Annotated in this window: 17 protein-coding genes; 7 read left to right on the top strand and 10 right to left on the bottom strand. The window is 53.9% G+C overall.

The features are described 5' to 3' along the window. Positions 1 to 12: 12 nt before the first annotated feature. Both KTQ42_RS19535 and KTQ42_RS19530 read right to left on the bottom strand, forming a co-directional pair. Entirely contained in the window at positions 13 to 972 is a 960-nt protein-coding gene (locus tag KTQ42_RS19535; protein WP_217347282.1) for an alpha/beta hydrolase, read from the bottom strand. Between the two features lie 10 nt (positions 973 to 982). Next, positions 983 to 2,407: a hypothetical protein gene (locus KTQ42_RS19530; protein ID WP_217347281.1), complete on the bottom strand. Its 1,425-nt coding sequence runs from the start codon at positions 2,405 to 2,407 to the stop codon at positions 983 to 985. Positions 2,408 to 2,755: 348 nt separating this feature from the next. Between KTQ42_RS19530 and KTQ42_RS19525 the strand changes: the two genes are divergently transcribed. Next, on the top strand, positions 2,756 to 4,207 hold the full coding sequence (locus tag KTQ42_RS19525; protein ID WP_217347280.1) for a cytochrome P450: 1,452 nt from the start codon (positions 2,756 to 2,758) through the stop codon (positions 4,205 to 4,207). A gap of 199 nt (positions 4,208 to 4,406) precedes the next feature. Continuing rightward, on the top strand, positions 4,407 to 4,748 hold the full coding sequence (locus KTQ42_RS19520; protein ID WP_217347279.1) for a hypothetical protein: 342 nt from the start codon (positions 4,407 to 4,409) through the stop codon (positions 4,746 to 4,748). 465 nt (positions 4,749 to 5,213) lie between these two features. Here KTQ42_RS19520 and KTQ42_RS19515 read toward each other — a convergent pair whose 3' ends face one another. The 7 genes from KTQ42_RS19515 to KTQ42_RS19485 form a co-directional block, all read right to left on the bottom strand. Continuing rightward, a complete protein-coding gene (locus tag KTQ42_RS19515; RefSeq protein WP_217347278.1) occupies positions 5,214 to 5,630 on the bottom strand; it encodes a DUF3597 domain-containing protein in 417 nt (138 codons plus the stop codon). Positions 5,631 to 6,097: 467 nt separating this feature from the next. Beyond that, the gene (gene maiA, locus KTQ42_RS19510) at positions 6,098 to 6,736 is read right to left on the bottom strand and encodes a maleylacetoacetate isomerase (protein WP_217347277.1); all 639 of its coding nucleotides are present in this window, start codon (positions 6,734 to 6,736) and stop codon (positions 6,098 to 6,100) included. Between the two features lie 14 nt (positions 6,737 to 6,750). Then, complete coding sequence (locus KTQ42_RS19505; protein WP_217347276.1) at positions 6,751 to 7,458, bottom strand: fumarylacetoacetate hydrolase family protein; 708 nt, start codon at positions 7,456 to 7,458, stop codon at positions 6,751 to 6,753. 32 nt (positions 7,459 to 7,490) lie between these two features. Then, entirely contained in the window at positions 7,491 to 8,516 is a 1,026-nt protein-coding gene (locus tag KTQ42_RS19500) for a cupin domain-containing protein (protein WP_217347275.1), read from the bottom strand. A 42-nt stretch (positions 8,517 to 8,558) separates the two neighbouring features. Next, positions 8,559 to 9,758, bottom strand: a complete 1,200-nt coding sequence (locus KTQ42_RS19495) for a 3-hydroxybenzoate 6-monooxygenase (RefSeq protein ID WP_217347274.1) — start codon at positions 9,756 to 9,758, stop codon at positions 8,559 to 8,561. Positions 9,759 to 9,891: 133 nt separating this feature from the next. Continuing rightward, the gene (locus KTQ42_RS19490) at positions 9,892 to 11,259 is read right to left on the bottom strand and encodes an FAD-dependent oxidoreductase (protein WP_217347273.1); all 1,368 of its coding nucleotides are present in this window, start codon (positions 11,257 to 11,259) and stop codon (positions 9,892 to 9,894) included. Between the two features lie 21 nt (positions 11,260 to 11,280). Then, on the bottom strand, positions 11,281 to 12,255 hold the full coding sequence (locus tag KTQ42_RS19485; RefSeq protein WP_217347272.1) for a tripartite tricarboxylate transporter substrate binding protein: 975 nt from the start codon (positions 12,253 to 12,255) through the stop codon (positions 11,281 to 11,283). Positions 12,256 to 12,441: 186 nt separating this feature from the next. On the opposite strand from KTQ42_RS19485, the gene KTQ42_RS19480 reads away from it, so the two are divergent. Next, the gene (locus tag KTQ42_RS19480; protein ID WP_217347271.1) at positions 12,442 to 13,341 is read left to right on the top strand and encodes a LysR family transcriptional regulator; all 900 of its coding nucleotides are present in this window, start codon (positions 12,442 to 12,444) and stop codon (positions 13,339 to 13,341) included. A 111-nt stretch (positions 13,342 to 13,452) separates the two neighbouring features. On the opposite strand, the gene KTQ42_RS19475 is transcribed toward KTQ42_RS19480, so the two are convergent. Then, positions 13,453 to 15,282 carry a tannase/feruloyl esterase family alpha/beta hydrolase gene (locus KTQ42_RS19475; RefSeq protein ID WP_217347270.1) on the bottom strand — a complete coding sequence of 610 codons (1,830 nt, stop codon included), beginning with the start codon at positions 15,280 to 15,282 and terminating at the stop codon, positions 13,453 to 13,455. A gap of 491 nt (positions 15,283 to 15,773) precedes the next feature. On the opposite strand from KTQ42_RS19475, the gene KTQ42_RS19470 reads away from it, so the two are divergent. From KTQ42_RS19470 to KTQ42_RS19455, 4 genes are all read left to right on the top strand, one after another. Beyond that, positions 15,774 to 16,400 carry a tyrosine-type recombinase/integrase gene (locus KTQ42_RS19470; RefSeq protein ID WP_217347269.1) on the top strand — a complete coding sequence of 209 codons (627 nt, stop codon included), beginning with the start codon at positions 15,774 to 15,776 and terminating at the stop codon, positions 16,398 to 16,400. A gap of 599 nt (positions 16,401 to 16,999) precedes the next feature. Next, positions 17,000 to 17,689, top strand: coding sequence for a response regulator transcription factor (locus KTQ42_RS19465; protein WP_217347268.1), 690 nt, complete (start codon positions 17,000 to 17,002; stop codon positions 17,687 to 17,689). A gap of 501 nt (positions 17,690 to 18,190) precedes the next feature. Continuing rightward, complete coding sequence (locus tag KTQ42_RS19460) at positions 18,191 to 18,631, top strand: hypothetical protein (protein WP_217347267.1); 441 nt, start codon at positions 18,191 to 18,193, stop codon at positions 18,629 to 18,631. After that, positions 18,628 to 18,942 carry a hypothetical protein gene (locus KTQ42_RS19455; RefSeq protein WP_217347266.1) on the top strand — a complete coding sequence of 105 codons (315 nt, stop codon included), beginning with the start codon at positions 18,628 to 18,630 and terminating at the stop codon, positions 18,940 to 18,942. The genes KTQ42_RS19460 and KTQ42_RS19455 overlap by 4 nt, the downstream gene beginning before the upstream one ends. Positions 18,943 to 19,300 lie beyond the last annotated feature (358 nt).

Here is a 19,300-nt window from a genome sequence, read left to right as displayed (position 1 = left end):
GGCATTCAGACTTTATATGTTCTTGAGAAAGTTTGTCAGTAGAGCGTTAACGGTTGACGCACGCTCGCGTTGAATCCAATGCCCGGCGCCTTTAATCAGGTGACAACCTCGCATGCCGGGCAACACCTCTGGCAGTTTTTTCAGACGTGCCTCGCTGCCTGGGAATCGCATTACATCATCGCGCGTTCCGGCGATGAAGAGGGACGGTTGGCGGATCACAGTCCCTTTCCACGCGGCGAGCAACTCAGTGGACCAACGCATCGCGCGATACCAGTTTAGACCTCCACGAAAACCAGTGCGACGAAATTCGCCGGCCACGTAGGAAATGTCTTCAGCCGATACCCATTCTGGCAAGCTTTCCGGCTCCACAGTGGCGTCCAGGAAACCCGCACCGGGTGGCAAAACACCCGCAACGACGCGGCCAGGGCCGTCACCTGACATACTGAAGGTTATGCGCCGGATTGTTGCTTCAATGTCGGCTTCGAGTTCGGCTTCCGCTACGCCCGGCGTTTGGAAATACTGCATGTAGAATGTGCTTATGCCTTGGCGCTCTAACGCCGTCAGCAAGTCTACGCCAGATGGGGGGCTGTAGGGGACGCTCATGCCCGCGACAGCGCGAAAAATGTCCGGCCGCAGCAGTGCGGCATGCCACGCGACCGGCGCGCCCCAATCGTGGCCTACAATCACCGCCTCGCGCTCGCCTAGGGACTTTATGAGGTCCACCATGTCAGCTACATGATGGAGCATGGTGTAGGATTGCGGGTCAGTCGGTGCGTCGGTTCCTCCATAACCGCGCATGTCGGGCGCCGCGGCTCGCCATCCGGCGTCAGCCAGTGCCTTCATCTGGTAACGCCATGAATGCCAGCTCTCCGGGAATCCATGGCATAGGAGTACCAGCGGGCCATTGCCCTGCATAGCCACACGCATCCGGATGCCGTTGACCTCCAACGTTTGCAGCGTAGTTTCACTCATCAGTTGCTTCCTAGGTGCCATCATTCCACCCGGCGAGAAGCGCCTGCAGCTTGGGCACCGCCCCTTTGCCCTTCAGGCCATTAGCCTTGATCAAAGCCATTCGAGCCTCATCGTCAGGTGCCACGCCGCGCATCATCACGGCTGCGCCGTTCAGACGGCATTGCTTTAACCAAGATTGCATTGCCAAGTCGCTGTTCCAGCGCCCCAGGTTGGCCAGTGTCACAAGCCACATGCGTAGCCAGTCGGTCGGAAGTTCCGGGCTTGGCACCACGGCGCACATGGCATTCTGTTGAGCCCGATCACTGAAGTGGCTCTCGACGTAAGCGATTACGGCCCCGCTAAACGTGGGTTGGCAGGTACGCACCATGAACAGATTTATTATGTCATCGTCGAAAACCGGCAGCTTCGGCGGCATCTGGATCGCACCGGCGCTGCAGTCCACGTACAACGTGTCTGAATCGGCGGGCACTGTCCCCCGGTCTAACACCATTTGCCCCGGCTCTAGCGTCTGTACACGGCCGAGCCGCACGACATTGCGGATCCTGCGAAGTTGTGCAAGTTCGCCTCGCGACATGGTGGCGCAGCGGAAGGTACTGGGGGTGATACCGAGATCGAAGCGCAGCAGCGCACCTCGGGCCTCAAGGCAATCGAACAAATGCCCTATGGATTCGGCCTCGGCGATTGCATCGAACTGATTTGCTACGTACCCCATGTTGTGCTCGAAATTCTCGAGTCCCGGTTGGAAGTTTGCCCTATCGAAGTACCAGGCATCGCGCGGCATTACCCAGCGAATGCGTTCGGGTGGCACACTATGCTCCAGTAGCCAGAGACAAGCGTCAATACCAGTCTTGCCCGAACCGACTACCGTGTAAGCAGCATACGGGCGACTGATAAATGGCAGTTGATTCACAGAAACGCAGTGCACGCCGTTGTCCACTGCGTACTTCGGTGGATGCGTAGCTGGTACCTCGGTGCGTGCATGCCGGCCGTCGACAAGCTTGCGTCGCACGGTAACCTCAGATACTTTTCCGGTAGTGAGCGACATGACTTGATGCCCACCATCGCTGCTGGCGGTGTACTCGCTCATTGGCAACCAGCGTACGCGACCCGAGGGCAGAAAGCGGTCGCGCATGACCTGGTCGAAATACGCCAAGACTTCCGCACCGGAGGCAAGCCTGTACATTCCGACATTGGGGCCACCCTTATCTTTAGTGCCGCTACCGAGTTCGCGCGAGGCCACGCCATACCACTCGGCCGGCTGATGCAGGCGCACGAAGGGGTATGCGACGTTCCAGTGTCCACCAGGGCGGTGATTGCGGTCAACGATCATCACCGTGGCGTCGAGGTTCTCGGTGAGCAGCGTGTCGACAAAGGCCATAGCGGTGGCGCCGGCACCGACAACAAGATAGTCTGTTTCGTTAGGGCTGGAAATCATTTGCTTCGGCTCCAGTGGTGTGAATTAACGCCATGGGATGCTGGAACGCTCCCATGCTCCGGTTGCAGCTTCCTTAAAAGAGACCATGAACGTGTTCAACTGCAAATTGAAGCACTCAACTCAGACTTTTTAACTTAAAGTATAGGCACCATTTTGGTGCCTCATATTCCTCAACCGAATAAACGCACATCAAATGCATATCAAAATGTGAGCAGACTAACTACATGCCTTGCATCTTTATACATCGTCGCTATACGGAAAATCCCTGAGCTATCTCAATAGCTCACTGCTTTCGCAATTGATAATCTGAAAATCGACTGCCGGATTATTGGTTTGTTGGGGGTTGGTATGGAATCAACCGGATTTATTGTCAGCCATACTTATCGACCGCTGACCTCGCTACAGTCCTTACCAAGCCCTCGCGGCATTCCCGTTTTTGGCAATGCCCGCCAAATCGTTCCTGAAAAGATGCATCAGCAACTCGAGGAATGGAGCCATGTTTTTGGTGATCGTTATAGGATTAAATTGGGATCGCGGCAAGTTCTCGTTTGTTCCAATCCGGACGATATTGCTACCGTGCTTAAAGACAGGCCCAGCCGGTTTCGCAGATCAACCCGGATTGAAATGGTCGCCAAGGAATTGCAGATGGCAGGCGTGTTTGCCGCCCACGGGGAGGATTGGCGTCGTCAACGTGCATTGGTCATGCAAGCATTCAACCCTATCCATGTCAAATCCTATTTTCCCTCTTTGCAAAACGTTGCTGAAAGGTTCCGAAAGCGACTAGCAAGGCAGGCAGATACGGGGATCCCGTTTGAACTGGAGCCGGATTTGATGCGCTACACGGTAGACGTCACTGCAGGATTGGCTTTTGGCACTGACATGAATACGATTGCATCGAACGGTGAGATTGTTCAAGAGCATCTGAGCGATATTTTTCGTATGCTACAGAAGCGTTTGTTTGCTCCGTTTCCGTATTGGCATTGGTTCAAGTTACCGGAGGACCGTGCCCTTGACCGTAGTGTCCAGAAAGTAGGCGAAACAATTGCCACCTTTGTCCACGAAGCGCATGAGCGGATGGCTAAGAACCCAACCCTTTATGAGCAACCCGAAAATCTGCTCGAAGCAATGATAGCTGCGCGGGACGAGGATAATGCGAAGCTTTCCCAGTCGGATCTGACCGGTAATGTCATGACTATGCTCCTTGCCGGTGAGGATACAACTGCTCACACGTTGGCATGGACGATTTACCTGCTTCATCAGCATCCAGATGTCTTTTTGCGCATTCGGCAAGAGGCCGACGATGTGATGGGGACCAATGCCATAGCTTCGAGCCATGAGCAGCTTAGGGAAATGGATTTTATTGAAGCGTGCATCAACGAGTCCATGCGTCTACGGCCCGTTGCCCCAGTCATTGCGGCAGAGGCTACTCTGGACACCGAAGTTGCCAACGTTTCCGTACCTAAAGGCACGATGGTGTTACTGTTGTCCCGGGTTGGTGCCACAGATAAGCGACATTTTTCAAATGCTTTAAATTTTTATCCGGGTCGCTGGTTATTGCCGGCATCTGATGAAAACAATCGTAAAGTGTGTTTCCCATTTGGGGCAGGGCCTCGGCTGTGTCCCGGACGATTTCTGGCATTGGAGGAAATGAAGATAGTGATCTCTCTCATCGCCAAGAACTTCGATATTAAAAATCTTGACACGCTGGACGGCGGTCCTGTCCAAGAGCGAATGCGATTTACCATGGCACCCAACGAGTTATGCTTGACTCTGCGCCATCGAACCCAAAGCCTACGCTAGCTTTTAACCATGAAGTTCGTATATCTGTTCCAGACTGATAGCGGACGTTGCCCCTGTGCAACAAAGGGCGCATGACGGCCAGAAGCGGACAATTCGACATTGTCGTCTAGGCACCTTAAATAGATTTCGATCTTTGTCGAGGTCCGATATCTATCATAGATAAAGATGCCTATACTGAATTCTTTTTTATCGGCAAAAAATGAGTCTCTGGGTTAGATTATTGGTGATTTTGCCGTTCCTAGTATTTGGCGGGATTTCTCTTTTCTTTGTGATACAAGGCGACTATAAGGCGGCCGCGGGCGGATTGGTCATAGCAGCATTAATTTCTCCGCTGCTGATTGAGGTAATTTGGCCTGGCAAATATGGATTGCGAAAGCCAGATGATGAAGTATCAGACAATTTCCTTAATCGATTAAGGCAGTTCCGCATCGACCATCCCGGTGCGGACGGCACGTTCTTCCTACTGATATTCGCGTTTCTTGGCGTCGCTCTGCTCGCCGGGGCTCTTGCTCGGCTCACTCATTCACTCGGTATCCGATAGCTATTATTCTGCCACCGGAAGATTTGAAGACGGCCCTCGATAGGTCAGTTTTGGGTCGATTTTTCTCGTTTGCCGTGCTACCGCGACTGTCTGCTTCCGAAAATTAGAAATTAGACCGCACAGCGGACTTTCCAGATATCAGCTTGACCGGCTGGTTAGAGTCGAATAGAGAAATTCGAAGACTCGACGAAGCGTAGAGGAAATGGCACCTCGCTGTTGCTCGACGCCGACCGATCTCATAAACTTGAGATCGGCCGCCGATGCTCGTCGCTGTCATGAGGACTCCAGACGCACCTTGGCATTGCATTACACGCCGGAAATCGTCCTACTGACTTACAGACGACGATGCGCCTCAGCCCGCGCATGCGTCTGCGTCCGCGTCTATCGCCATTTCACGACAGGGCGGCACAACAGAAATAAAATCTCGCTCTTTAGCAGTCGCTACGACGCATTTTAAGGCGGATATCAGTCTTTAAGATCTGCTGGCACTTTTCCGCCGTTTGCAGCCAACTTGTTCATCACTTGGCGGTGAAGCCAGATATTCATAGAAGCCGAATCGTTAGTGTCGCCGCTATAACCCAGCTCGCCGGCAAGCTCCTTGCGTGCTTGCAAACTGCTGTCAAGGCCAAGCAACTTTAGCAGGTCCACGATGGAGGTGCGCCAGTTGAGCGTTTGTCCTGCTGACTGCGCCATTCCATTCAAAATTTGCTCGACATCGACTTCGGGCATGCTTTGCGTCGGCGTGGCAGCCGGTGCGGGAGTAGTTGGCGCAGCGTTAGTGCTCGTTGTACTGGAAGACGGTGCCACGGGCGCATTGGCCTGAGCGACTGCCGGATGCGACGAAGGAAAGATCTTGTGGAATATATTGCTGAGTATGCCCATATCCGCCTCTATTCAAAAAGTTGAAGTCGTGTCACCGAAACAGTGTGCTTCGGATTCACCTGTCTTTTCATGATCTGCCGATCAACCTACCATCGGCCTATCAAATTGACAAGTTATGAGCAGCAACGTTCAAAAACATTCCTGGCAATCTTGTTTCTGAACGATAACGTAAAGACGCGCAGCACTGATATCGTTCACAGTTCAGCGCTCATGAGGCTGCAGTCGGCCAGAACCCTACCATTATAGGAACTGCTCAGACCTAAACTTGCCGCTCGGCGAGCCGCTATGATTATCCGTTTTCAACGGCATCCAAACTGGGAGCGGACCTTCGTCGCTATCCTCTAAACGGGGAAAATCGGCCAAAACCAGCCATCCATACTTACCTCTGGAAAATCCGCAATCCCGGCGAAAGCAGCTGGTCAGTTTTGGCACTGAGGATTTCGATGGCCGCTAGGTTTGCCCTTGCCTCAAACCGCATCCGGCTGCATGACCAGCGCTGCTAGCCGGAAAGCATCAAGTACGGCACAGGCAGAATCTACATTACAGATGTGCGGCCACGGCGCTAGGTCAATCTGGAAGCGCCGTGCGCTCTCGACCTGCGGCACCAAGTAGACGTCAGCAATCGTCGGCGCGTGGCCGAAGCAGAAATCTCCGCGCTTCTTATCAGCCCCCAGCAGCGCCTCCAACGCATCGAAGCCAGCAGTGATCCAAGTCGCACACCATGCATTGACCGCCGCATCATCGCATCCAAGTTGATGGCGCAGGTATTCGAGGATGCGGCGATTATTGATTGGATGGATGTCACAGCCAATGATTGCTGCCATGGCGCGTACATGGGCGCGATCGTCCGCATTTGCAGGTAGCAAAGCCGGCGTAGGATAGCGCTCTTCCAGCCATTCGATGATTGCGGGCGACTGAGTCAGCACTTTGCTGTCATGCGCCAGCACTGGCACCATGGATTGAGGATTGATTTCCTTAAATTGTGCCTCGAAGTGCTGCTCGGTGCGAAGGTTCACTGGCAGGTATTCAGTCTCCAAGCCCTTCAGCCGCAACGCGATGCGCAGCCGGTGGGAACTGCCGCTGCGAAAAAAACTGTAGAGTTTCATATGAACTCCACTGTTCATTGAGGTGCAGCGATATGTAGCACGATCTCGCCGACGCCAGCGATCTTGCCGTCAATGCGGTCGCCTGCCACCACCGCGCCCACACCTTCGGGCGTGCCAGTGAAGATGAGGTCGCCGGGCTGCAGGTGATAAAACTTTGACAGGTCGGAAATCAACTCCCGAATGTCCCAGATTAGCATCTTCAGGTCGGACTTTTGGCGTGGCTCGCCGTTGACCGTCAATGCAAGTTCCCCTTGGTCTAGTACAACGGCTGGCATTGGTACCACCTCGGAAACCACTGAGGATTGCTCGACATCCTTGCCCAAGTCCCATGGACGGCCCTTGTCACGCGCGGCCAGTTGCAGGTCACGGCGGGTCATGTCCAGCCCACAGGCATAGCCATAGATCAGCTTATGGGCATCGGCCTCGGCGACACGAAAGCCCGGCGCGCCGATGACCACGACCAGTTCCATCTCGTAGTGGTAATTCCCGGTTTCTGGCGGGTATTCGACAGTAGCGCCTGATTGCACCAACGTCTGCGGCGCCTTGGTGAAATAGAAAGGACGTTCCGCAGCCTTATCCACCGGCTTGCCCATTTCCACCGCATGAGCGTGATAATTACGGCCGACAAAAAACAGGCGGTTAATTGGCAGGCGCTCGCTGTTGCCCCGCACGGGCAGCGATAGGACGGCGGGCGGATTCCAGAGATACGTGACTTGGCTCATTATTTTTCCTCAAAGTGGGTTTAGTCGCGGCCTTAAAATACGCCTAGCTTGCGATGCAGCGGCGTCTCGTCGGCAATAAAGAAGAAGGCAGGTGCGTCGATGGATGTATTGCGCAAGGTCACAGCGCTGTAACCGGGCGCGCAGCAAGTGTCGGCCTCAGTTATTACATTGGATTGGTCTTCGATGCGAACTTCTGCACCGCCTTCGATTAAGTGAAACATTATTGCCGGCGAGCGCACCGGCAACTTGAGGGTCTGACCGGGACGCAACATCAGTGCGTAGTAGCCAAGGATGTGCTGCGCGTCGTCACCGGTCTCTGGGTTGACGTAAGTGACCTGCACCGCCTCGAGTTCTGGTTGGTCGACAGCGAGCGCCTCCAGCGCGGCGCGTGCCTCCCCCCATGGATAGCGAAGCATTGGATAAGACTTATTGCGGCGCTGGAAAAACGGTGCCGGAAGCAAGCCGCCGTGAGCGCAGATCCTGTCACCGCGGCTAGTCTTGACAGCTTGGCGCTCACCGTCGACGTGGTACGACGCCTCCATGTAATACACGAGCGGCAGATCCAGCACGTCGAGCCATATCACAGGCTGGTCGCCGTCGTGACCATGTTCATGCCATAGACCGGTCGGCGTGAGAATCAGGTCGCCCCGACTCATCGGACATTTTTCCCCGTCTACTGTCGTGTAAGCGCCTTCGCCCTCGACAATCATGCGTACTGCATTGGGGGTGTGACGATGTGCGGGTGCCCACTCCCCTGGCAGCAGTAGTTGCATGCCGAGGTACATTGCGGGACTGGCCTGCATCTTTTCCAAGCCATGACCAGGATTGGCCAGTACGAGCACCCGTCGTTCAGCTTTTTCGATCGGCGTCAGGTCGCCCGCCTTCAATAACAGAGGCCTTATCGCTTTGTATGACCAGAAGGTGGCTTGGGTTTTGGCAGATGGCCTGCCAGGCGGCAGCATTGCGCGCAGGCTGGGCCACAACGGAACCAGATTCTGTTGAGTAAGGGCTTCGCGGTAGTCTGCGGGCAGGTCTGCAAGGCGACCGAGTTCGTGCATGATGTTATCTCCAGAATACGAATGCAGGTCTAAGATTCAAACTCAGGTAACGAGGCAGGTTTCCACTTTCCAACCGTACAGCCAATCCATCGCGTCGTAAAACCGCTCAGGCGTACGGCCTTTCCACAGGTCGTTGCGCACCAGACGCTCCACGCCCTTGGCGTGGAAGATGCGGCCCATCTCGCGCGCCGACAGCACGATGCGGGCGGTGCGGGATACACGCGAGCGCTGATACAAGTCAAAGGCTTTGGCAAAGTCATTGTTGCGGACACGTAGCGCCTCGCCCAGTGTCACCGCATCCTCGAGCGCCATGCAGGCGCCTTGTGCCAGGTACTGCAACGTTGGATGTGCGGCGTCACCCAGCAGCGTGGCACGGCCGAATGTCCATTGCTCGATCGGCTCACGGTCGGCGGTGGCCCACCGCTTCCAATCCTTGGGCAGATCAATTAACTGGCGAGCGCGTGGACAAATCCCTGCAAAATAGCTCTGCACTTCTTCGCGACTACCTTCGCGCACACTCCACTCTTCCTTCTCGCGGCTGTGAAACGTGACGACTACGTTGTACTGTTCCCCACCGCGCAGTGGGTAGTGCACCAGGTGGCAGTCTGGACCGACCCAGATACTGGCTGCGTTCCATCGTAGATCGGCTGGAAAGTCATTTTTGTCGACTACAGCGCGATAGACGACGTGTCCGGACACGCGCGCATCATCGCCGACGTACTGGTGGCGCACCGCAGACTTGACGCCATCGGCACCAATGAGCGCGATGCCGCGGTGCTTGCCGCCCTTAGTGTCATGCACCGTGACACCGTCATCGTCCTGGTCGACGCCTTGCACAGTGGTCGAAGTCAGGACTTCCACCAGACCGGTCTCCTGTGCGCCTTCGAGCAGCGACCTATGCACGTCCGCGCGATGAATCACGGCGTAAGGATTGCCAAAGCGCTGGCGAAAGGCTTCGCCAGTCGGGATGCGGCCGACCAGCGTCTCGTCGAGCGCATCATGCATCACCATCTCATCGGTGTAGACGGCACGGCTACGCGCTTTTTCGCCAATGCCCAAGGCATCAAACGCTGCAAAGGCGTTCGGCCCGAGCTGGATGCCGGCCCCAATCTCGCCGAGCTGGGGCGCCTGTTCAAGCACCTTGACTGAAAAACCCTGGCGAACCAGGGCGAGCGCAGCTGCCAAGCCACCGATACCACCACCGGCAACAAGGATGGGAAGCGAATCAGATTTGAGGTTCATATTGTCCCCGCATGCCGGATAGGGCCGGCTAGATAAGTAAATGAAGAATTGCCGCTTTGCAAATTAATGCACGTTTGTTTGTCCGCCGTAATGGTGGAAACATGCACTAATCTCGACGACACAGGCAGCATCGTTAGCCAAGAAACACGCCCTGCCGCGTCAGTGCTTCTTGGAGTTTGCTGGTCTCTATGTCATGAACCGAAATATTGGCTTCCAGCGCTAGCGCAGCCGCCGTTCCTGCCGCTTCTCCCATGACGAAACATGCGCCGGTTACGCGTGCGGCGGACTGTCCGTCGTGCGTCATGGATGCGCAGCGGCCGGCAACCAGCAAATTCGACACCCGGTTTGTAGTGGTCCGGCGTGGAAGCAGCATGCGATACGGCAATTGGTTGTATCCACATGATTCTGGGATTGGTGGCCATTCCCAAACTACATTCCCCGCAACATGCTTTTCCAGCGGCCAGCCATTTACGCCAATACTGTCCTCAAATCGCGCACACCCAAGCACATCGTCTGCGGTTAACATGTATTCGCCTACCATGCGGCGGGTTTCCCGGATGCCCAACTGCGGTGGAATATCCAGCACGTAAGCCTCTTCAAAGCCGGGAATTTGCTCGCGCAGGAATCGCAAGTAATCCACGATCTGGCGGCGGCCTTCTATTTCGCCCGCGCTTAGCGCCTTTGCATCTGTACCATCAATGGCAGAGCCGTCAGATGCAGTTAGCTGCGTCACGTTCACTCGCCATTCATAAGGATTCTTCATCGGGCGCACTACTGCACCGTGCCGCGGAAACTGGTAGGCACCGCTTGCCTGTACCTCTTCCATCTTTTTGGGAATGGTGCGCCATGCCTCTCCCGCTTTTTCCGCGTCCACTTTCCCAACCTTGAACATCAAGGTCGGATAAAGCATTTCACCTACAGTATTGCCTTTTTCGTACTCGACACCGGACCAGTGCACTATGTCAGCGTCACCGGAGCAGTCAATAAAGGTGCGGCCCTGTACGGCAACCCGTCCGGATTTGGTCTCAAGGAGCAAGGAGTCAATGTCGCCGTCGTCGGTCATCGTCACGCCGGTGCCGAGCGCATGAAATAGCAGGTTAACGCCAGCATCGAGCAACAACGCATCGGCAGCGCACTTGAATGCCGACATGTCATAGGCCTGTGCACAGATCTTCCCTAAGACCACATGTGGAGGATTCAGGCCATCCAAGGCTTGGATTCGCTCAAGCAAGTCGCTTGCAACGCCGTGTACCACCTGCTTGATTTCTCCAAACACGTTTGCATGAAGACCACAGAAGTTAGTCACTCCGGCAGCCGTACCCATGCCACCTAGAAAACCGTAGCGCTCAATCAAAAGTACCGCGGCGCCGTTTCTAGCAGCAGTTGTCGCAGCGGCGAGCCCCGCCGGGCCGCCGCCTAATACCACAACATCGTATTCCCCAAAGATGGTTATCTTGCGGGCAGGTTCTTGCACTTCAGTGCGGAAGGAGTCGTGCGGCATGATGCACCCTTTGAGTAACAGTTAATCCAATGTGATGTTGTTCGCCTTGATCACCGGTTGCCAGCGTGCCAAATCGGACTGTACGGTAGCGCGGAACTCTGCAGGGGTTCCTCCGACCGGTTCCATAAACTGCATTTTCAGTTTCTGTTTTATGTCCTCGGAGTTCACAATTTGAGCAATTTCCGTTTGTAACTTCGTCACAATCGCAGCGGGCGTTTTTGCTGGCGCAACAAATCCGATCCATGCATCTCCTTGGATGTCTTGCACTCCGGCTTCGGCCAATGTGGGCAAGTCTGGAAGCACAGTGGAACGTTTTGCCGTGGCAACGGCCACTGCTTTCAGTTTCCCTGCACGCACATGCGGCATGACGGCCGCTGCAGGCAGCACGGCCATTTGGGTCTCGCCGGAGAGAATCGCGGTAACAGCTTGTGCGGAACCGGGATAAGGGACGTGTACGATTTCTGTCCCGCTGCGAGAGGCGAGCGCGGCCATTGCCAGATGCGAGATACTCCCCGTTCCCATTGACGAGTAATTGTATTTACCTGGATTGCTGCGCAACTTTGCAAGAAGCGCGGATACATCATTGACGCTTGTCTGCTGTGATACAACCAGCACGCTCGGCTGGGTGGCGGCAATGGTCACAGGCTCGAGATCGGTCTGAGGGTTATACGGCAATTTCTTAAAAAGCAAAGTGTTTGCTGCAAGCGGCCCAGAGATCGTCACACCAATCGTGTAGCCATCCGGAGCTGCCTTAGCTACGGCATCGGTACCAATATTGCCTGCGGCGCCAGCTTTGTTTTCTACAATCACCGGCTTGCCGATACGTTGGGCCAATTTATCCGAGACTAGGCGAGCAACAATATCCGGCGTTGAAGCAGGCGCAAATGCGACGATGACGCGAACTGGTTTGGTAGGCCAATCTTCTGCAGCCGCAACTCCAGAGGTTATAAGTAAGGAAGTAGCAACGACGCTTCCTGTGATCTGCTTGAGTTTCATGCGGGTGTCTCCTGGAATGGGAATTGATCAGGACTGAAGGATCGAAATTCTGCCGATCGGCGTCATCAGCCTCTGTAGAAAAGCCGTCCAGCAGCTTGGCTGTGAGGCATGGCTGCATCATAGTTGATCTAATTTGCACCTAGTTGCGCTATATTGGAGCCTCAGTTATCGCGATTTGGAATAGATATGGACGTGCTATTAAACTTGCGTGCCTTTCTGGCCGCAGCCCGACATAAAAGCTTTTCTGAGGCCGCACGACAGCTACATGTCGTCCCCTCCGTAGTGGCCAAGCGAGTGAACGATCTGGAATCGACTACTGGAACACAGTTGTTCAATCGCACGACGCGCAATGTGACCCTGACTGAGGCGGGCCAAAAATTTCATCCCAGCGCCACTGCCCTGGTTGCCGAATTTGATGAAGTGATTTCGAGCCTAAAGCGCAATGAAGGCAAGCTTGAAGGACATATTCGCCTTAAAGCTCCAACTTCATTGACGGTGCTATATCTGGCTGACGTTTTTAGCAGCTTCCAGCACAAACATGAACGCATTACGATGGAAGTGCTGCTGGTCGACCGTTCGGTCAATCCAATTGAAGAAGGATTCGACGTTGTCATCACCGGTCTTTCGGAAAGTTACGAGGGCGTCATTGATATACCGTTATGTCCCCTACGTCAGATAGTCTGCGCAGCGCCGACCTATCTTGAGGGCCGGGCCGTTCCTGAACACCCACGCGAGTTAGCCGATCATGATTGTCTGGTGTTCAAACCAAAGGGAGCAACTTGGCAATTCGAAAGTAGCCGTGGACCAATCAGTATCGATGTTCCTCAAAGACTTATTGCTAATGACACATCAGTGTTGTTTGCGGCCGCCTGTGCCGGCAATGGGATCGCAGTGCTTCCAACATACGTTGCCAAGGATGCATTGAACAGCTTTACGCTGTTGCCTTTGCTGCAAGATTACCAACTTCAGCCTACCTGGCTCAAAGCGCTTGTACCGCGTAGACGCCAGGGCTTGGCTCGTATCGAGGCTGTAATCAGTTGGCTGAGGCTACACCTTGAGGACGTGCCGCATTGGGACAAGCGTTGAAGCGCATTTTGGCATCTTCGCAAGCAAAATAATCTACTGGTAAAAATAATCTAGGAATAAAAATGCCCTCGTCATTCCACGAGGGCAATCCATTTCTATTTCATTTGCAGATTAGGAACATGTGTAGCTGGAGGCGAGGTTCACATCGCCACTGACATAGGTTGCCTTCTGTGGATACACGCAGAGCGGCCGGCTTTTCTGTACCGGATTAGCCGTTGTTACTGCAGTCTTAATGTCAAATCGGCTCGGTGCAGTTGCCTTTTCAACCCAGTCAGTAAGCAATGCATAGAGCTGTGCATCGGTAGGCAATGGCGGATTGGCATTCGGATTAGCGGATCCATTAATCAGCCCATGGTGCATGCCCGGTACCGTGTAGAAACGGTAGAAGGATTGGATCGCGTTGATGCCGCCCATTTTAGTGGCGACCTGATTGTAGTAATTGATTGAACCGCCTACTTTCATCAGTGGATCAGCCAAGCCATGATACATGACCAGTTTCCCGCCGCGATCGCGGAATGCCGACAGGTCTGGATTGTCGGTATTGATATTCGCAAAAGCAGCCTGTAGCGCAAGTCCACGGTCTTGGGCATTGGCGAGTTGGCTGTAGGTTAGGGTCTTCCACCGATCAACGCCATTGCCGGTGGCGTTAATAAAGTCAGGTGTCGCATAGGCCGGATCTTGTAATTCCAGAGCGACTTGTGCAGAACTTGTAGTAGTCGTACCCGGAATAAAACTAGAGAGATCCGCTCCGCGCGGTGGTCCATAGAATCGCTGGCCAGTAGCCAACGTGGTATTGAACCCGTTGTCTGCAGCGGGAGAAGGCACACTGCCATTATCGGTTTGCCCATACCAAATCTTATTGAATGCATTCGCCTGGGGCGGGGTGACGCAATCCGCTGTAGAGTTAGTGCCGCCATTAGCCACGCAAAGTACGCTGGTGTCTGTTGTTGGGTCATATCGGCATTGGGCAGGATCGGGGACATAGCCCAAATGCTGGCCACCAACTACATCGCAGGCGTTGACCGCAGCATTTGATACCAGACGTTGCTGCCCTGCAGTGAGCCGAACATCTCCCAAGTCGACATGCATCACCACTTGCGGCTGTACATGACTCGTGGTGAACCGCGTCCAGTGAATAGCCGGCGCACCCGCCAGGATACCGTCGAAGTCGTCAGGGAATGCCTGCGCTTCCTTCAGCGCTTGGCGGCCACCGGTAGAGAAGCCGTTGAAGTAAGCGTATTTGGCATCCTTGCCGTAATACGCTTTAGTCAGGGCTTTGGTCTTAATAGCCATTTCGTGAATGCTGCGTTCGGAAAAGTCTTTCCACAGCGCTGTATTGATGGTGCCGTCCGGGTTCATCGCAAATGAGCCACTGTTTGCGGTATTGGCGTGACCGGTGTCAGTCGACGCCGATACCGCTCCCTCGATACCGGCCGTCGCTGCTGGAGAGGTAGAACCCGACGCGCCGCCCAGCGCGGTGAGCGAACCCTGGTTGCCGCCAGCCCAGCCACCGTTGCCTTTCACATGAATCCGGTTATTCCAATTGGCCGGTGTTGGCAACCAGACTTCGATGCCAATACCTGGTGAGGTCGATGGCGCGTTCGCCGGACCTGGATTGCCAGGGCCAACGTTGAGCTTGACCATGCAAAGATCGTCTCCGGCAATCGGCGTAGTGGCTGTTGCGGTCCCGGATAGCAGTAAAGGATCACCTTTCTTGAAAGCCTTGACCATCAACACCGTAGTATTGGCATCGGGTTTAAATCCGGCTTTCAAGGAATCGTCACAAACCAGAGTGGATTGTGCGGCAACAACATTCTGTTGGCCGCTGTTATTGCTGTCATTATTATCACTTCCACAGCCTGCTAGCGCAGCTATGCCGGCAATGGCAGCAATATTGACTACAAAACCTCTACCGGGTGTATTTCTCACAGTGTTTTTCATCTAAGTCTCCTCACTTTTTAGCTATGCTGAGCTGGGTGTAGAACGGGTCCTTTAAAAAGGTGTTTGGATGATAGCTGATCGAAATCGTGATTATTTAAGCTATATCGGAGCCTCAGTTTTTGCGATTTGGAATAAGTGAAGAGGTACTAAGCAGTCTTGTTACGATGTGTTTGAGAAGTGCCGATTTTGGATAACTAGCGGACCTTTCAGCAGTTCGATTTAATGTCTGTGAAGGGTCGATCTTTCCCTTTCGCCAAGCAACCGCGACAGTCTGCTTTCGAATCGGAAGTAAGTCGTAAGCTTAGTTTCCTAGACCCCAGTGTCGGGCTGCGCTCAAAAAGGGAACCGGCTGGGTTGTGTCATCGGCCGGCTAAAACAACATGCGTGACTGTCGATAGATAAGAATTTTCAGAAGGCATCGGTCATCTCGAGTTTTATTTGGCGAGCCCGGCGCAGAATGGGATTCCTTTCACTCCTGTGAGGAGACCGTCATGGAAACGTCTATTTCTCTTAGCCACTCAACAGTTCCTTGGAACAAAGGCAGGTTGATCGGCCAAAAATTACCATTGAAGTTGAAGGACATCTGGGCTATTCGTATCCGGCTGCAACTCGCTCAGCATGTTCGTGATCTTGCCTTGTTCAACCTTGCGATTGACAGTAAGCTGCGCGGCTGTGACCTAGTGCAGCTGCGCATTCAAGACATTGCGCTTGGCAGCCGTGTTCTGCCTCGCGCTATCGTGATGCAGCAAAAGACCCACCGTCCTGTGCAATTCGAAATCACGGAACAAACGCGGACGTCCATAGCTGCCTGGATCGAGAGAGCCCGTCTGACGCCTAAAGACTTTTTATTCCCGAGCCGGGTAACCGATTGCGGCCATATCACTACCCGTCAATATGCACGGATTGTGGCTGCCTGGGTCGAATCGATTGGCTTAAACCGCGCTGCGTACGGAACACATACAATGCAACGCACGAAGGCAACGTTGATTTACCGCCAAACGAAGAACCTGCGTGCCGTGCAGCTATTGTTGGGGCACTCAAAAATGGAGAGCACGGTGCGTTATCTCGGCATTGAGGTGGACGACGCACTGGAAATTGCAGAGAGGATCGAAGTTTAGTAGCGCGAGGGTGTTTCCGTAGCGGCGTTCCAGTGCAGCAAACTGCACAGGGGAGGGCGCCGCTTCCGCAGACTGTAAGCCGACGTTTGCTTTACGTCAACAAAGAGCGTATGTCGGCCAAAAGCAGCCAGTAACCTTTGTGAGACCAGCGTCTGCTTTCGCCGTATTACGGACCTTTAAGCAAAGTTAGCGAACACCTATTATTTATGTGTGTATATAATTTTCTCGCCCGCATTCGTTACCTTTCAACAATTCCATTGCTAACTCGATAGCTTGTCAGTTGGCAATAAAATGTGGTCACATAAGCCTTATACGGGTTTTACAAGCAGGGCAGTCACACCGACAGCTTCTAAAGATGATGTGCGGTCTCAATTCATAATTTGAGGCCGTACATGGCACCAACGCCGGTAGTGAAGCGAGTTGTCTTTCCATCTCCTGTGGCATGCATACCGCTCACTGTTTTGAACCAACAAGGTGACGGCGTTTTCCGCTATTCGTTGCGAAAGTGAAACTTGTTACAAAATGTAATTTACTTTACTCTACGAAACGTTGACAATAATTTATCTTTTCTTAACGAACTTAAGGCAGTCGCGAAAGCCATGAGAATTGCCATACTCGACTTCCACTTAAGCGAAGCCAAGTCTATCTGCGAAGTCTTAAGTAGCGTCGGCCATGAATGTGACCCGCTTACTTCCAGTACAGATCTGTTAAGTCTACTTCATGACCAGCCCTATGATGCGTTGGTGATAGGCCTACAGCACCCCGAAGAACAACAGGACCTGGTCAGGGCAGTGCGTAAGCAAGCGTCGGCAGCCATGCCCATTCTGATTATTACCAGTTCCACGAGCGAAGATGACATCATTGCCACCCTCGACGCCGGCGCCAACGATTACATGTTCAGGCCAACCCGACGCAGGGATCTCATTACCAGAGTCTTAGTACTGTTGCGTCGCGCATACCCATCGCAGATCGATAATGAAAAACTGGAAATCGGCCCCTATATCTTCGAGCCACGCCGAGGTCGACTCATTGCGATGGGCAAGCCAGTGGACGTCACCAGAAAAGAGTTTGATTTGGCACTGCTGTTTCTGCGTAACCTTGGCCGGCCGCTTTCAAGGGCACTCATCCTGGAGACAGTCTGGGCAGGACATTCGCAGGCAATCTCGCGCACGATGGACACCCATGTATCTCGCGTACGTAATAAGTTGAACTTAATTCCAAGATATAGCTATCGCCTTTCGCCCGTGTACGGCTATGGATATCGGCTGGACGAGATCAAACCAACGTAACGATAACGAGCAGGAGGACGGGCAGTCTGAAGGTGATTAGGTGACTGTGCTGACGCTCACGTTGCGCGTAGCTAAACGCCAGTTTTTAGCCCTACGATGGGGCTCACATACTGCTACCGAAGCTTGCCCGGAACACTCCATCGCAGCGGCTATGCCGATAAAAACCGCTATTTCATACTGATCGACATTTTCCTCGCTTGATACAGAGTGCACTGTTCGGCCAAATGAGGTGAGGGCAGGGAAGGCAACGCAGTGAAGGCCGAATTTAACAGCTCGAACAAGCGCTTCGGCCGCGTCTAGATAACCGTGTTCTCTGCTGGAATAAAATACTGGGCAGTTGGCAAGGGCAACAGGAACGCCGCAGTGGATTAAGAAGAAGTTGAAATATTAAATGTGTTCGTAAGGTGACGCAAATCATGCCGGTGTAAGTGATGCTTGCGTGTGAGATGGTACGATGATCAAAAGATAGGTATGTCGTCGATCAATGAGGAAAAACACCTAGTGACCGAACTTTATCACCTGACCGTCCACATCGGACACCTGCGCATGTTGCCGCGCGGGGAAGTCGACGATTCCAGCATCCAGGCAGTGAGCAAATGGATCCGGAATGGCACGGAAACGAACTCGATCTTTCCCGGGTACACGTTCGCCTACAAGCCGGCTGGTGCCAATCTGGTATCCCATCACCTCCATAACGGCCAGCGCGTGCTTTCCTCTGTCGTCGGTGTCGATGATCAGGCGCAGCAACTGGTCAAGACCGTGGCGGCGGAGCTGGCCCCGTACTGGCACGAGGAGACCCTGCCCCTGCCTTTTTGTGCCGTCTTCTTCGATGCCGACTTCAATCGCAGCCGGACAGAGCACAAGCTCTGGTTTGGCGATTACGAGCGGGTGGCTGCCTGGGCCTGGATTGAAAAACGGGCCGAGATCGGCGACCAGCAATGAAGCTGGCCAAGCCCATCGAGATTCCAGTCGATATTAGTTTCGAAGACCTCCAGTTGTCGCGGGATCCGGTGACCGGAGTGGTTGCATTCGATCTGGAACCGATTGAACGGGTATGCGAAGCCAACGACATTGATGCCGATACCTTTCTCACGGATGACAACATCGGCGCACTGTTAAGTGCTTGGTACCAGGCGCACCGCGCAAGCGGTGGCGCACCCGACTCAGTACAGGAGCAACTTCTGGCCGAAGTAGAAGCCGAAGAGGAGTTCGGTCGGATTAATGTGCAAGAGGGGCCGGGAACGCTTCAGTAAGGACAGGAGCATTGTTTCCCGCTGACTGAGGCTGGCAGGCTCAGTCGGATTTGGGGAATAGTGGATAATAGGCGCCGATTTAGACTGACCCACGTTGTGGAATGTAGCGCCGGTCTAATCTGAGTTGAACTGTGCCGATTGCAGATCTATTCATATTCCACCCCCATATCTCGAAAATCAGACTGAAGCTAGGTGCTTTCCACCGGCAAAAGCAACCCGGTCTAGCCGGAGACGCTCAATGGTTTGTTTAGCACGTAGGCTGAACTGTGCCGTGGGCGAACGGTTAATCGGAGCGGGAACAATTTCTTGCAATTAATCCACCTGTCGGCAGTTCGTCCTGTCAACTACTTGCTGCCAC

The sequence above is a fragment of the Noviherbaspirillum sp. L7-7A genome, assembly GCF_019052805.1.
Classification (GTDB): Bacteria; Pseudomonadota; Gammaproteobacteria; order Burkholderiales; family Burkholderiaceae_D; genus Noviherbaspirillum_A.
Note: the sequence above shows the minus strand (reverse complement) of the source record. Positions and strands in the feature narration are given on the sequence as shown.